At 65.1% G+C, this 13,545-nt stretch carries 15 protein-coding genes; 13 read left to right on the plus strand and 2 right to left on the minus strand.

What is annotated here, in order from left to right; all coding sequences use genetic code 11:
• Window positions 1-29: 29 nt before the first annotated feature.
• From AC1VXC_RS07160 to AC1VXC_RS07180, 5 genes are read left to right on the plus strand one after another with little or no spacing between them, the layout of a single operon-like run.
• The gene (locus AC1VXC_RS07160) at window positions 30-1,241 is read left to right on the plus strand and encodes a coproporphyrinogen III oxidase (RefSeq protein WP_481538154.1); all 1,212 of its coding nucleotides are present in this window, start codon (window positions 30-32) and stop codon (window positions 1,239-1,241) included.
• Between the two features lie 7 nt (window positions 1,242-1,248).
• The gene (locus AC1VXC_RS07165) at window positions 1,249-2,025 is read left to right on the plus strand and encodes a helix-turn-helix domain-containing protein (protein ID WP_197606663.1); all 777 of its coding nucleotides are present in this window, start codon (window positions 1,249-1,251) and stop codon (window positions 2,023-2,025) included.
• A gap of 21 nt (window positions 2,026-2,046) precedes the next feature.
• A complete protein-coding gene (modA, locus tag AC1VXC_RS07170) occupies window positions 2,047-2,787 on the plus strand; it encodes a molybdate ABC transporter substrate-binding protein (RefSeq protein WP_197606660.1) in 741 nt (246 codons plus the stop codon).
• Window positions 2,788-2,789: 2 nt separating this feature from the next.
• Complete coding sequence (modB, locus tag AC1VXC_RS07175; RefSeq protein WP_312915057.1) at window positions 2,790-3,473, plus strand: molybdate ABC transporter permease subunit; 684 nt, start codon at window positions 2,790-2,792, stop codon at window positions 3,471-3,473.
• Complete coding sequence (locus tag AC1VXC_RS07180; RefSeq protein WP_481538153.1) at window positions 3,463-4,128, plus strand: sulfate/molybdate ABC transporter ATP-binding protein; 666 nt, start codon at window positions 3,463-3,465, stop codon at window positions 4,126-4,128. Before modB ends, AC1VXC_RS07180 begins: the two co-directional genes overlap by 11 nt.
• A gap of 43 nt (window positions 4,129-4,171) precedes the next feature.
• Here the strand turns inward: AC1VXC_RS07180 and AC1VXC_RS07185 are convergent, their stop codons facing one another.
• Window positions 4,172-5,380, minus strand: coding sequence for an NnrS family protein (locus tag AC1VXC_RS07185; RefSeq protein ID WP_481538152.1), 1,209 nt, complete (start codon window positions 5,378-5,380; stop codon window positions 4,172-4,174).
• Between the two features lie 389 nt (window positions 5,381-5,769).
• On the opposite strand from AC1VXC_RS07185, the gene AC1VXC_RS07190 reads away from it, so the two are divergent.
• From AC1VXC_RS07190 to AC1VXC_RS07210, 5 genes are all read left to right on the plus strand, one after another.
• On the plus strand, window positions 5,770-7,413 hold the full coding sequence (locus AC1VXC_RS07190; RefSeq protein WP_481538151.1) for a mechanosensitive ion channel family protein: 1,644 nt from the start codon (window positions 5,770-5,772) through the stop codon (window positions 7,411-7,413).
• Between the two features lie 182 nt (window positions 7,414-7,595).
• Window positions 7,596-8,516, plus strand: coding sequence for an arginase (rocF, locus tag AC1VXC_RS07195; RefSeq protein WP_313171129.1), 921 nt, complete (start codon window positions 7,596-7,598; stop codon window positions 8,514-8,516).
• A gap of 159 nt (window positions 8,517-8,675) precedes the next feature.
• On the plus strand, window positions 8,676-8,813 hold the full coding sequence (locus AC1VXC_RS07200; protein ID WP_481528874.1) for an entericidin A/B family lipoprotein: 138 nt from the start codon (window positions 8,676-8,678) through the stop codon (window positions 8,811-8,813).
• Between the two features lie 54 nt (window positions 8,814-8,867).
• Window positions 8,868-9,005, plus strand: coding sequence for an entericidin A/B family lipoprotein (locus AC1VXC_RS07205; RefSeq protein ID WP_303748520.1), 138 nt, complete (start codon window positions 8,868-8,870; stop codon window positions 9,003-9,005).
• Between the two features lie 191 nt (window positions 9,006-9,196).
• Window positions 9,197-9,418, plus strand: a complete 222-nt coding sequence (locus AC1VXC_RS07210) for a CsbD family protein (protein WP_313171124.1) — start codon at window positions 9,197-9,199, stop codon at window positions 9,416-9,418.
• Between the two features lie 199 nt (window positions 9,419-9,617).
• On the opposite strand, the gene AC1VXC_RS07215 is transcribed toward AC1VXC_RS07210, so the two are convergent.
• Window positions 9,618-10,445, minus strand: a complete 828-nt coding sequence (locus tag AC1VXC_RS07215) for a hypothetical protein (protein WP_313171122.1) — start codon at window positions 10,443-10,445, stop codon at window positions 9,618-9,620.
• 121 nt (window positions 10,446-10,566) lie between these two features.
• On the opposite strand from AC1VXC_RS07215, the gene AC1VXC_RS07220 reads away from it, so the two are divergent.
• From AC1VXC_RS07220 to AC1VXC_RS07230, 3 genes are all read left to right on the plus strand, one after another.
• Complete coding sequence (locus AC1VXC_RS07220; RefSeq protein WP_313171120.1) at window positions 10,567-11,868, plus strand: tryptophan--tRNA ligase; 1,302 nt, start codon at window positions 10,567-10,569, stop codon at window positions 11,866-11,868.
• 22 nt (window positions 11,869-11,890) lie between these two features.
• Window positions 11,891-12,184: a hypothetical protein gene (locus tag AC1VXC_RS07225; RefSeq protein ID WP_313171118.1), complete on the plus strand. Its 294-nt coding sequence runs from the start codon at window positions 11,891-11,893 to the stop codon at window positions 12,182-12,184.
• Between the two features lie 85 nt (window positions 12,185-12,269).
• The gene (locus tag AC1VXC_RS07230; protein ID WP_313171116.1) at window positions 12,270-13,205 is read left to right on the plus strand and encodes an MBL fold metallo-hydrolase; all 936 of its coding nucleotides are present in this window, start codon (window positions 12,270-12,272) and stop codon (window positions 13,203-13,205) included.
• Window positions 13,206-13,545 lie beyond the last annotated feature (340 nt).

Here is a 13,545-nt window from a genome sequence, read left to right on the forward strand (position 1 = left end):
CCCGGCGGTCGCTGCGCGAGGATGCTTGCATGTCAGTAGAGACCGCCGGGATGGATGACGCCACATTGCATGTTGCATTGCTGCAGCAACCCGCGCACGTATTGTTCCCGGCGCCGGCGGAGCTGAGCCCGGGCTTTGCCGAGGCGGGTTGGCGTGCGGCCATGCAGGCCAGCAACGAGCATCTGATTCCACGTGCGTTGACCCTGGGTTTCTGCGCACCCCCACATGAGCTGGAACGCGCAGAGAACGTGCTGGATGCCTTGTTGGTATGCCTGCGCCTGCATGCCAACATGCTGGCCAGTGACCGTGAAGTGGCGGCCATGGTGTTGCAGCCGGGTATTGTCGAGCACCTGCCACCCGCCCTGCTGGGCCGCCTGTTGGACGCGGTGCCGGAGCAGCTGTGCACCATCGCCCGACCGCAGGTCGAGGTGCGGCTGGATGCGGCCAGCGATGTCGCACCGGCTGCATTGCGAGAGGTCGGCTGTACCCGGATGACGGTGATCGACCATGCCGGCATCGATGGCCCGGCGATGCTGGCGCAAGCCCAGCAGGCCGCGTTCACCGCGTGTTACTACCAGCTGCGCGTGCCCTGCTACGCCGATGTGTCGTTCCTGCAGCGGCTGCAGCGTGTGCTGGAACTGGCGCCCGAACGCATCATCCTGCCATCGCCTGCCTTGCTGCCCGAATACCCGTTGCCGGCGGACTGGCTGCAGGCGTGGCGGCTGCTGCGGGCGGCCGGCTATCTACCGTTGGGCGGCGACCACTACCAGCGGCCGGACCTGCCCATGCCGCTGCGCAACGGTGACGGCCAGCGCCATTGCGACCTGCTCGGGGTACCGCGGCGCGAGCGCCATGACCTGCTCGGCATCGGTGTGGGCGCCTGCAGCCAGATCGGCGATGTCATCTGCCGCATCGAGCCGGAGCCTAGCCATTGGCGCGCCTGCCTGGTGGTTGGCCAGCCTGGCATATCCTCCGGACTTATTCTTTCCGAGCATGAACGTATGACCGATGAGGTGGTGCAGAGCCTGGCCTGCGATCACGCGCTGGACATGCGCGCCTTCGAATGGCGCAACGCGCAGCCATTCGACGCCTGTTTCGAGCACGCATGGGCGCGTGTCGGCATGTTCATCGACCGCGGCTGGGTGCGCCGTGACGGCGATATGCTGCTGATCCAGAACGAAGGTGAGCTGCTGTGGCGTATGATCGCAGCGTGCTTCCGCCCCTTGGCCGCTGTTGCTTGAAAACGGAATGACGTCACCTACACCCCCACCGCGCGGCCCCCTGGGCACCGCGACGCCGAATCCAGCCGCTGCCGGCGACGGTGACGCGCTGCATTTCTGCACGACCTGTGCGTTCTCCGATGCCTGCAGCTCGCAGGGCTATGACAAGACCGCACTGAACGAGCTGCACGTGATGGTCGACCACGTCGGGCCGTACCACGCCGGTGACTACATCTTCCGCGCGGGCGAACCCTTCGATGCAATCGCTGCGGTGCGTGCGGGCATGGTCAAGACCTTTGTCGACGACAGCCTGGGCAATGAACAGGTGCTGGGTTTCTCGCTGCCGGGCGAAGTGATCGGTCTGAATGCCATCCACGGTTCGCGCTATCCCTGCAATGCGGTGGCGCTGGATACCGTGCATCTGTGCCGCATCTCGTTTCCGCGCATCAGCATGTTGGCCAGTCGCATGCCCGGCTTGCAGGCCAAGCTGTTCAGCCTGCTCAGCGCCGAGATCGGCAAGGCCGCCTTGCTGGCGGCTAACTACCGCACCGAGGAGCGCATGGCCGCATTCCTGCTGGATATCTCCAACCGCTACGCGCGGCGTGGCTTCTCGGCTCACCGCTTCAACCTGACCATGACCCGCACCGAGATCGCCAACTACCTGCGCATGGCCCCGGAAACCGCCAGCCGGGTGCTGCGGCGCTTGAGCGACGAAGAAGTCATCGCGGTGAAGCAGCGCGAGATCATCCTGCTGCAACCGGAGCGCCTGGCGCTGATGGCGGCCACCGATGACGCAAGCGAGTGACGCCCAACCGAGGATGCATGCATGAACAAGCTGTGGGCGTTGTTGTTGCTGGCCGCCACACTGCCGGCAGGCGCGGCTGACCTGACGGTCTCGGCGGCTTCCAGCCTGACCGAGAGTTTCCGCGAGATATCCAGCGCGTACGAGAAGGCCAATCCGGGCACGAAGGTCGACCTGAATTTTGCCGCCTCTGGCACCTTGCTGCAGCAGATCGCACGCGGCGCGCCGGTCGATGTGCTGGCCTCGGCCGACCAGGCCACGATGGCGCAGGCCAACACCGAAGGCCTGATTGATCCAACGACCGAGCACGTGTTCGCGCAGAACAGCCTGTGGGTGGTAGTGCCGCCGCAGGCCAGCAACAAGCCGACCACGTTGGCGGCACTGGCGAGGGCCGATGTGAAGCGCGTTGCCATCGGCAACCCCGACAGCGTGCCGGTCGGCCGCTACGCACGCGGCGCGCTGCAGCAGGCCGGTGTGTGGCCGGCAGTGCAGGCCAAGATGATCAGCACCCAGAACGTGCGTCAGTCACTGGACTATGTGGCGCGTGGTGAAGTGGATGCCGGCTTCGTCTACGCCACCGACGCGCAGGCGATGAGCGAGCGCGTGCAGCGCGCCTTCCAGGTGCCGGTTGCAGGCGGCATCAGCTATCCGCTGGCAATGGTGAAGACCAGCCGCAACGCCGCCGAAGCCAAGCGCTTCATCGCCTTCGTGCGCTCGGCGCAGGGCCAGGCCATCCTGCACAGGCACGGCTTCGGCAGCCCTTGATGGTGGATCTGGACTGGAGCGCGCTGTGGTTGTCGCTGAAGGTGGCCGGCTGGGCGACCGCGATCAACCTCGTGCTCGGTGTTGGATTTGGTGCCTTGTTGGCGCGGCGGCGCTTTCCCGGCCGTGAGTTGCTGGACACGGTATTCACCCTGCCGATGGTGTTGCCGCCGACGGTGCTGGGCTATTACCTGCTGGTGCTGATCGGTAGCAAGGGCCCGCTTGGTGCATGGCTGGAAAACAGCTTCGGCATCAATTTGGTGTTTACCTGGCAGGCGGCGGTGATTGCTGCCGCAGTCGCGTCGTTTCCGTTGGTGTTCAAGCCGGCGCGTGCGGCCTTCGAGGATGTGGATGGGCAGCTGGAGCAGGCCGCGCGTACCTTGGGCGTGTCCGAGCTGGCGCTGTTCTTCCGGGTGACCTTGCCGCTGGCATGGCGCGGCATTCTTGCCGGCCTGCTGCTGGCGTTCGCCCGTGCGATGGGTGAGTTCGGCGCCACCATCATGGTCGCCGGCAGCATTCCCGGCCGCACCCAGACCTTGTCCATCGCCATCTACGAGGCGGTGCAGGCCGGCAATGACGGTCGCGCCAACGCCTTGGTGCTGCTGTCCTCGCTGGTCTGCATCAGCGTGCTGCTGCTTGCCGCGCGATTGGTCGGGCGGCGGCAGGAAGGGGCGCGCAATGTGGCTTGAGCTCGATGTTCAGCGCCAACTGAGTGCGGCTGGACAGCAGTTCCAGCTGCAGGCGGCCTTGCGTTGCACACAGCCCAACGTTGTGTTGTTCGGCCCGTCTGGTGCGGGCAAAAGCTTGACCTTGAAGGCAGTGGCCGGATTGCTGCGGCCGGACGCCGGCGTGATCCGCATGCACGGGCAAGCGCTGTTCGATGCGGCTGCCGGCATCAATCTGTCACCACAACGGCGCCGCATCGGCTATGTGTTCCAGGACTACGCCTTGTTCCCGCACCTGACGGTGCGGCAGAACGTGGGTTTCGGCCTGCAGCAGGGTTTGTTGAATCCGTCGCGCGTCCGCCGCGTCGATGCGGTGGAGCAATGGTTGCAGGCGTTCCGCATCGATCACCTCGGTGACCTGCTGCCGTCGCAGATCTCCGGCGGCCAACGTCAGCGCACCGCCTTGGCACGGGCGCTGGTGACCAAGCCGCAGGCGCTGCTGCTGGATGAGCCGTTCGCCGCACTCGACCACGCCCTGCGTGCGCATCTGCGCCAGGAACTCGAAACGGTGCTGGACCAGACCGGCATCCCGCTGCTGCTGATCAGCCATGATCCGGAGGACGTGGACATGTTCGGCCAGCAGGTGGTGCACCTGGCCGACGGCCGCGTGCAGGTCTGAGCGCGGTGCCGCGCGATCTGTGCGGCTTGTTGGATGCAGTTGCTTAGTCCGCTTTGCCATCCGCACGCGGGCGCCAGTAGATCCATCCCAACCGCAGCAACCACGGCGCAAGCGCCAGCAGCCAGCCTGCGGCGGCGACGGCATGCCAATGCCAGGGATCATCCAGTAGCGCCGCCAGGATGCGCAGCACTGCAACCAGTTGCAGGCCGAGCAGGGCGACCCATGCGACCACCGGCATCACCAGTGCACGCCCGGAATGGCCTTGGGTAACGCGGGTGACCATCGCCACCAGCAGGCTGCCGAACAAGCCAATCGCCAAGGCGTGCAGCGGTGCGCGTTCCAGCCAGCCGGTATGGCCGGCAAGCGCGGCTATGTCCTGCAGCAGATACAGCAGCATCGCCAGTGGCCACCATGCCAGCCCGTAGAACAACACGCTAAGCAGGGCCGGCTTGGGGCCGCGTGGCCACCAGCGCCATAGCGAGTACAGCGACAACAGCAGCAAGCCGGCATCGGCAAGCAGCATGACCTGTGGCTGCTGCAGGTGTTCCCCGAGCAGATGCAGCAGGCACAGTCCCCACAGGATCGCCAACCATTGTGGTGGCCGCCATGCCTGGTAGCCCGGCACCACGTTGCCGGCGAAGAACGGAAACATGCGGTGGGCGACGCTTGCGTAGATCGGCAGCAACAGCCCGAAGGTGCCAAGCGACACGCTCAGTGCCTGCCAGCGGATATCAGCGCCTGTGGCAGCGGCGGCGAAACCGAGCAGGCCGATCCAGCCCATCAGCAAGCCGGACCAGCATGACCACGCATGCCAGGTGCGGCCTTTCTCCTGCAACAGCAGGCGGCCGAGTACGACCAGCCCGAATGCCCATCCCAGCGCCGCCAGCAACAGGGCCAACCACATCCCGGGTTGCCAACCGCTGCTGGCGGTCAGCAGCGCGATCTGCGCGCCGAACAGTCCGCTACCAACGCCTGCGTATTGCCACCGCGGCAGTGCAGGCAATCCCATCCAGCGCGGGAACACGGTCAACAGGAAGCCGAAGATGAAACTGGGCAGCACCAGGTACTGCATCCACAGCCCATGCAGCCAGGCAGGCGGCACGGCGGGTACGGGCAGGGGGCTGCCCAGCTGCAAGCCGGCCAGCCAGAGCGCCCACCAAGCCATCGCCAGGCCGAGATTGCAGACACCAATGAAGAACAGCAGCCGGTGTGGCGCATTGAACAGCTGCACGCGGGTCCTGGAAGTGTCCACGCAGCGAGTATCCGCCCATCCGTCGCCGCCGGTACTGACCAATATCAAGGCCAGCAACATCAGCAGAAAGCCGCGGCAAGCATCGCCAGATCAATGGCTGGCCGTAGCCCGGGTAAGCGCAGCGCACCCGGGGCGGTTGGCGCGGATAAGGATGCCCGGACCGCTCTTCCCGGGTGCGCCGCGCTTACCCGGGCTACGTTGCTGCGGGCGAGTGTGGTGCACCCTGGACGATAGTGGCTAGATCGTGATGGCAGGCAATCCGCCTGCCGCGGTGCGATGATGTAGCACGGGCGTAGCTGGCGTACCCTGCGGCCTGTGGGGGCTGATTGGCAGCGGGTCGACGCAACACGCCAGCGGCAAGTCATCTCTTCTTGCGGGGAAGCAGAAAGATGTTCCGGAGCAGCCTCGAAACAGCACTACTGGCACGCGGGTTCACCTTGATGGCATGGCTGCTGCTTGTGCTGTGTTCCTCGCTGCTGCTTGCACCTGCGCCGCTGCTGGCTGCAACCGAAGAAGGCACCGCCCAGGCGCAGGCCCCGGCGACGGTGCGCTATTACAACCGCGACATCCTGACTTTCCGCAGTGCCTTCATGGGTCGCTCGCCCCTGCAACGTGCGCAGGTTGCCGAATTCAACATCAAACGCATCGTCGAGGAGCCGGGTACGCCCAGCGTCACCTTCAACGACACCGCTGCCGGTGCGATCCTGCTGCTCGGCGGGGAAGTCGTCACCCTTATCACGCCTGCCGATGTGGATACCGCGCAAGGCCAGAGTCTGGCCCAGGTACGCGAGGAGGTGCGCAGCCGGCTGGGCGAGGCGGTCGCCGCCGCCGAGCGCGAGCGTGCGCCGGGACGGGTGCTTCGCGGTGTGCTGCACAGCCTTGTCGCCACGGCACTGGCCGCCGCACTGGCCTGGGTGATGGCCTGGCTGGCACGTCAGCTGCGGGCGGCGATGCTGGCCTGGGTGGGTAAAAAGGCCGGGACGCTGCGTAGCGTGCCGGTACGGCAGATGCTGCATGGGGCCAATGCGCTGGCCGACTGGTTGTCGCGCGCGTTGCTGCTGGTGGCGCTGCTGGTGCTGGCCGAGGAATGGCTGCGCTATGTATTCCATCAGTTCGACTACACCCAGCCGTGGGCAACGACGATGACGTTATGGCTCGCTGCCCAGGCCAAAGCCTGGTTGTGGGCGGGTGTGGCGGCGATCCCGGGGCTGGTGACGGCGCTGATCATTTTCCTGCTGGCACGCTTGGCCAGCCAGATCATCGGCATCCTGTTCCGCGGCGTGCAGCATGGGCGTTTCCAGTTGTTCGGCATCGACCGCCAACTGGCCGAACCCAGCCGCAAGCTGATCGTCGCGGGCATCTGGCTGTTTGCGCTGGTGATGGCCTATCCCTATCTGCCCGGCTCGGGCAGTGATGCGTTCAAGGGCCTGACGGTGCTGCTCGGCGTGATGATTTCGCTGGGCGGATCGAGCATCGTCGGCCAGGCAGCGGCGGGCTTCACCCTGCTGTATTCAAGGACGATGTCGGTCGGCGACCTGGTCAAGGTGGCGGATGTGGAAGGGCAGGTGATACAGATCGGTTTGTTCACCACCCGCATCCGCACCCTTACCGGGGTGGAGGTCAGCCTGCCCAACATGCATGTGCTCAGCGGCAAGCTGCTGAACTATTCGCGCGACCCGCAGGCGGCCGGCATGTGGCTGGAAACCGGCGTGACCATCGGCTATGACACGCCGTGGCGGCAGGTGCATCGGCTGCTGCTGGACGCGGCTGGCAGGACCGGGCATGTGCAGCACGCACCGCCTGCCTACGTGTTGCAGACCGCGCTCAACGACTTCTACGTAGCCTATGTGCTGCGCGTACACATCGTTGAACTGCCGCTGCGCGCGGACATACTCAGCGCGCTGCACGCCAACATCCAGGATGCCTTCAATGCGGCCGGGGTACAGATCATGTCGCCCAACTACATCGCCGACCCCGAGCTGCCCAAGATCGTGACGCCGGACAATTGGGATCCCAAGCCGCCGGTGTCGTGAGCTGCGTGCGGGAACGGTAGGCACTGAACGCGGGCGTGTGCACGGCTGCAATGTCGCCCAGCTACGCTGGCCCTGATCCGCGGGGAAGGGCCGGAACGCAGGCAGCACAAGGGTTTGCCGCGCTGCCGCAAGGTCTTTCAGGTGCCGCTCGCTAAACTGCTTTCATTTGCAACGGAGGTGGTATGGCTGGTTTTCGTCCGGTGTCGCTGATTGGCGTGCCTACCGATGTGGGCGCGGGTGCGCGCGGTGCGCGTCTTGGGCCGGAGGCGCTGCGCATTGCCGGCCTGCCCGAGGCCCTGGCCGAACGCGGCGTGGAGGTGCGTGATGTCGGCAACCTGGATGGCCCGCGCAATCCGTGGACCGGTCCGGTGCAAGGTTATCGCCATCTGGACGAGGTGGTGGCCTGGAACCACGCCTTGATGGAAGCGACCTATGCCGAACTGCAGGATGGCCGCCTGCCGATCATGCTCGGTGGCGACCACTGCCTGGGGGTGGGCTCGATCACCGCGGTCGCGCGCTGGTGCCGTGAGCAGGGCAAGCAGCTGCGCGTGCTGTGGCTGGACGCCCATTCGGACTTCAACACTTCCGATGTCACCCCGTCCGGCAACATCCATGGCATGCCGGTGGCCTGCCTGTGTGGCCTGGGCCCGGAAGGGCTGACCCATCTCGGTGGCAGCGCCCCGGCGATCGCGCCGTGGCAGGTGCACCAGATCGGCATCCGCTCGGTCGATCCGGAAGAAAAGCGCCTGATCAAGCAGCACCGGGTGGATGTCTACGACATGCGCCATATCGACGAAGCCGGCATGAAGCGTACGGTGGAAGCGGCGCTGCATGGCATCGACGCCAATACCCACCTGCACGTCAGTTTCGACGTGGATTTCCTCGATCCCAGTATCGCGCCGGGCGTGGGCACCACGGTGCCGGGCGGGGTCAATTACCGCGAGGCGCAGCTGGTGATGGAGATGATTGCCGATACCGGCTTGATGGGCTCGCTGGACATCGTCGAACTGAACCCGCTGCTGGATCACCAGAACCGCACCGCCGAGCTGGCCGTGGACCTGGTGGAGAGCCTGTTCGGCAAATCCACCCTGATGCGGGATTAACAATCGGGCGACATCACTGAACGTGTTCTGCGCGGCTTCACGCGGAGCACACGGCCCAGCCGCCAGATTCGTCTTCACACACGAAGTGCCTGCCGCCGGTTACCGGCCACGGCATCGGCCTTGAAAGGGAGGAGGAGACGAATGACGAAGCGACTGTTGATGTTGGCCCTGGTGGGCGCGTTCTCGGTTGGCATGCTCAGCGGCTGCAATACCGTGGCGGGCGCTGGCAAGGACATGCAGAAGGCCGGTGAGAAGGTCGAAGACAAGGCGCAGGATTGCAAAGACGGCAAGTGCTGATGAACACGCGGTCCGCTGTGGACCGCACCGATGGAACCACCACAGGAGAAACACATGAAGCGTTTGGTTGCCCTGATGATGTTGTCGCTGTTCTCGGTCGCAGTGCTGGCTGGTTGCAATACCGTTGCCGGCGCAGGCAAGGACGTGCAGAAGGCCGGTGAAAAGGTCGAGGATGCTGCCAAGGGTCATTGATCCGGCAGGGTCCTGCAGATGAATGAAGGAGGCCGGCAATGCCGGCCTTTTTCATGCTCGTAATCCGTTAGCTGAAGCGACGTTCACCAAGGTCAGCAACGCACAACGAAACTTGGACCTGACGCCAACGGGGGGTCGACGAAAGTGGTCCCACGCGAATCAACCGCGTATCCCCCGAAAGGAGCAGCGTAATGAATAAAGACATCATTTCCGGCAAGTGGACCCAGCTCAAGGGCAAGGTGCAGGCCAAGTGGGGCGACATCACCGACGACGACATGAAGGTGGCCGAAGGCAACGCCGAATACCTCGCAGGTCGCCTGCAGGAACGCTACGGCTGGGCCAAGGACCGCGCCGAAACCGAAGTGCGCGACTTCCAGAAGGCGCTGCACAAGGAATACCCGGATTACCACTGATGTGGGGTGATTGAGAGAAGCTACTTGCCTCAACAAGAAACCGATGCCTCTGGCATCGGTTTCTTTTTTTGCCTTTGTGGGAGCGGCGTAAGCCGCGAAGCAAGGGCATCATCAGATGACATGGTTGTTGAGAGCTTGAGCAGCGTCAGCTTCGCGGCTTACGCCGCTCCCACAAATCAATGGCTGTCTGGTTTCTCGCTCAGCGGCCACGCGCCGGCGGATCCGGCACGAAACCACTGGGGAACGCCTGTGGCGAGTTGTCCACGTGACGATAACCGCGCGGCAGGATGCCCATCGCCACCAGCCGCTGCCGCGAGTCATAACGCACCTCGCTGACCTGTATCGGATTGCGGCTGGCACGCTCGAAGCTGGTCAATGACGAACTTGACCACTCACGCTCACCGTGGCCGGTACCCAGGCGCTGCCGCGATTCGCTCTTGGCCATCGCGCTGGGCGCAGCGGCTTCGGCGGCGCGCCCGCTGGCATTGGCACTTGCCTCGGCGCGGTCCTCGTACTGCGGCATCGGTCGCGGCATGGGCCTTGGCGCTGGCAGTGGGCGCACGTCATACACCGGCCGGCGCGCCTCGTTGAACACGGCGATGCCGATCACCCCGACATTGGCCGGGCGGCCGGTGCGGCTGGCATAGCTGTCGCTGGAGGCGGTGAACACGAACTGCGCGACCTCGGCATTGGACTTGCGCCAGCCGGTGATCTCGCTGCTCTGCCAGGGCTCCAGCACATAGCCGGACTGGCTGGGTGAGGCGGTCTGGCCGGTGATGGCATTCACCCCATCCACCGACAGCACCACCAGCACGCGCTCGCCGCTGCGGTTCTGCATGCGCACGCTGTAGCGGTGACCCGGGCTGCCGGCCACCCATTGCTGGCCGCGGTGCGGGTACAGGTCCAGCTCCCGTCCGTCGTCACGGTCGATCACCGACAGCAGCACCGGGCCATCATCTGCTGGCCGTACCGGGCTGAACCCGCATAGCGCGACAACCGACAACACACTGGCTAGAAAACGGTACATGGCAGGCTCCTTGGCGGGGTACATGACCTCAAACGGCCGGGTGCGGGCAATGGGGTTGAGGGCGGGGACAGGCTGGGGCGGTTACACTGGCCCGGTTCATCCGCTCGTCAGCTTGGTTTACATGACTACCCGCGTCCTCACCGGCATCACCCCCTCCGGCACTCCCCATCTCGGCAACTACGTCGGCGCGATCCGCCCGGCCATTGCCGCCAGCCAGGCCTCGGATATCGAGAGCTTCTTCTTCCTGGCCGACCTGCACAGCCTGATCAAGGCGCAGGAGCCCGAGCGCACCCAGCGTTCGACCCTGGAGATCGCGGCCAGCTGGCTGGCCTGCGGCCTGGACCCGGACAAGGTATGGTTCTACCGCCAGAGCGACATCCCGGAAACCACCGAGTTGATGTGGTTCCTCACCGTGGTCGCCAGCAAGGGCATCCTCAACCGCGCCCATGCTTACAAGGCGGCGGTGGACAAGAACCGCGAGGAGCAGCTGGACGACGACGCAGGCGTCAGCGCCGGCCTGTTCATGTACCCGGTGCTGATGGCCGCCGACATCCTGATCTTCAACGCCAACAAGGTGCCGGTGGGTCGTGACCAGATCCAGCACATCGAGATGGCGCGCGATTTCGCCCAGCGCTTCAACCACGTCTACGGCAAGGAATACTTTGCCCTGCCGGAAGTGATCATCGACGAACAGGTGGCCACCCTGGCCGGCCTGGACGGCCGCAAGATGAGCAAGAGCTACAGCAACACCATCCCGCTGTTCGTGCCGCGCGAGGAGCTGAAGAAGCTGGTGTTCTCCATCCTCACCGACTCGCGCCTGCCGGGCGAGCCCAAGGACACCGAGGGCTCGGCGCTGTTCCAGATGTACCAGGCCTTCGCCAGCCCGGAGCAGACCGCAGCCTTTGCCAAGGCCTTTGCCGACGGCATCAGCTGGGGCGACGCCAAGCAGCAGCTGTTCGAGCGCATCGACGCCGAGCTGTCGCCGCTGCGCGAGCGCTACAACGCCTTGATGGCCGAGCCCGAGAAGATCGAAGCCATCCTGCGCAAGCGTGGCCAGCAGCTGCGCGAGCAGTTCGCCATCCCGCTGCTGAAGGAGCTGCGCCACGCCGTCGGCCTGCGTGACCTGTCCGCCGCCGGTGACAAGCCCAAGGCGGCGGCCGCTGCCAAGGCGGCGTTGCCGCTGTTCAAGCAGTACCGTGAGAAGGACGGCCGCTTCTATTTCAAGCTGCTTGATGGCGAAGGCACGCTGCTGATCCAGAGCGAGGGCTTTGACTCGCCGCGCGATGCCGGCCAGTTGATCGCCGTGCTCAAGCAGGCCGAGCAGGGCGATGCGCTGCAGAGCGAGTTGTTCAAGGTCGAAGTGGAAGTGGAGCCGGTGCTGGCGGCGTTGCGCGAACTGCGCGAGGCTGCAGCGAAGGAGTAAACACCTGCGGAGGAGCACGTCGATGGCCTGGTTGTCGTTGTTGTTGTTTCTCCCCTGGTTCTGCGTGATGGGGGCGCTGTACTGGTGGTTCCCGCGCCAGCCGCGCACACGCACACGCACCTTGTTTGATGCAGCGATGCTGGTGCTGGCCCTGGTGGCCAGCATCGGCTTCATGCTGTGGGGTTACCACGTGGGCGCCACCGAGGTGGCCGAAGGCCTGTGGAAGCAGATCCTGGCCGTGCTGTATGCCTACGGCGGCTTTCTGGCGGTAATGGTGCTGGCATTGTTGCTGCGTCCGCGCGTACTGCAGCGCTGAGCTGACGCGGCTGCGACAAAAGTCCGGGTTGAGTGACGCAGCAGCGACTGGCAGGATCGAAGCCAGTTTCTGCCGGAGTTGCCGCATGTCCCTTGCCCATGGCATCCACACCATCGATACCGCGTTCCAGCGCGATCACTTCGATGCGGCGTACCTGATCGTGCAGGATGGACGCGGCGCGTTTGTCGATTGCGGCACCACACATTCGCTGCCGAATCTGCTGGCCTGCGTTGCCCAGGCGGGGCTGACGCCTGCGGATATCGACTGGCTGATCGTCACCCATGTGCATCTGGATCATGCCGGCGGTGCCGGTGCGCTGATGCAGCAGCTGCCCAATGCGCGCTTGGTCGTGCACCCGCGTGGCGCCCAGCACATGATCGACCCCACCCGGCTGATCGCCGGTGCAACGGCGGTGTATGGCGAAGCCGAGATGGCGCGCAGCTACGGCCAGATCGTGCCGGTACCGGCCGAGCGCGTGGTGGTTGCCGAGGACGGGCATCGGGTTTTGTTGGCGGGTCGCGAGCTGGTCTGCGTGGATACGCCGGGACATGCACGGCATCACTTCTGCGTGTGGGATGCGGCCAGTCGCAGCTGGTTCACCGGCGACACCTTTGGCCTGTCGTATCGCGAGCTGGACCACGCTGGTGGTGCTTTCATCATTCCCACCTCCTCACCGGTGCAGTTCGAGCCGGAGGCGATGCATGCCTCGATCCTGCGCTTGATGCAGGAGTCACCGGAGGGGATGTACCTGACCCATTACGGCCGGGTCGAAGGCACGGCGCGGTTGGCGCAGGAACTGCACGCGCAGATCGACGCAATGGTGGCGATCGCACAGCGCTGCAACGGCGAACCGGAACGGCATCGGCTGTTGGTGGATGCGCTGGGCGCGCTGTATGTAGCGCGCTTGAGATTGCAGGGCAGTCCGCTGGACGCATCTGAAGTGCTGCGGGTACTGGCAATGGATATCGAACTCAACGCGCAGGGTCTGGCCTGTTGGCTGGATCGCGAAAAACGCCGGTAGTGCCGAGCCATGCTCGGCAGAGGCTTTCCCGACAATGCCGAAGATCAATGCAGGAGCGGCGTCAGCCGCGAAGCCACGACCAGAGCAGAGGCGGTGAAGCCAACCCCTCCCCAACCCTCCCCTTCGCGGTGCGAAAGGGAGGGGGTGTAGTGCCGAGCCATGCTCGGCAGGGGCTTGCCCGACAATGCCGCAGATCAATGCAGGAGCGGCGTCAGCTGCGAAGCCACGACCAGAGCAGAGGCGGTGAAGCTCACCCCTCCCCAGCCCTCCCCTTCGCGGTGCGAAAGGGAGGGGGTGTAGTGCCGAGCCATGCTCGGCAGGGGCATTCCCGGTAAAACCC

It is taken from the genome of Stenotrophomonas sp. STEN033 (assembly GCF_056856655.1).

Coding starts and splice junctions, on each gene's coding strand:
- AC1VXC_RS07230 (WP_313171116.1), top strand. CDS start 12,270: ATGTCCCTTGCCCATGGCATCCACACCATCGATACCGCGTTCCAGCGC.
- AC1VXC_RS07205 (WP_303748520.1), top strand. CDS start 8,868: ATGAAGCGTTTGGTTGCCCTGATGATGTTGTCGCTGTTCTCGGTCGCA.
- AC1VXC_RS07180 (WP_481538153.1), top strand. CDS start 3,463: ATGTGGCTTGAGCTCGATGTTCAGCGCCAACTGAGTGCGGCTGGACAG.
- AC1VXC_RS07225 (WP_313171118.1), top strand. CDS start 11,891: ATGGCCTGGTTGTCGTTGTTGTTGTTTCTCCCCTGGTTCTGCGTGATG.
- AC1VXC_RS07190 (WP_481538151.1), top strand. CDS start 5,770: ATGTTCCGGAGCAGCCTCGAAACAGCACTACTGGCACGCGGGTTCACC.
- AC1VXC_RS07165 (WP_197606663.1), top strand. CDS start 1,249: ATGACGTCACCTACACCCCCACCGCGCGGCCCCCTGGGCACCGCGACG.
- AC1VXC_RS07210 (WP_313171124.1), top strand. CDS start 9,197: ATGAATAAAGACATCATTTCCGGCAAGTGGACCCAGCTCAAGGGCAAG.
- AC1VXC_RS07220 (WP_313171120.1), top strand. CDS start 10,567: ATGACTACCCGCGTCCTCACCGGCATCACCCCCTCCGGCACTCCCCAT.
- AC1VXC_RS07200 (WP_481528874.1), top strand. CDS start 8,676: ATGTTGGCCCTGGTGGGCGCGTTCTCGGTTGGCATGCTCAGCGGCTGC.
- rocF (WP_313171129.1), top strand. CDS start 7,596: ATGGCTGGTTTTCGTCCGGTGTCGCTGATTGGCGTGCCTACCGATGTG.
- AC1VXC_RS07215 (WP_313171122.1), bottom strand. CDS start 10,445: ATGTACCGTTTTCTAGCCAGTGTGTTGTCGGTTGTCGCGCTATGCGGG.
- AC1VXC_RS07160 (WP_481538154.1), top strand. CDS start 30: ATGTCAGTAGAGACCGCCGGGATGGATGACGCCACATTGCATGTTGCA.
- modA (WP_197606660.1), top strand. CDS start 2,047: ATGAACAAGCTGTGGGCGTTGTTGTTGCTGGCCGCCACACTGCCGGCA.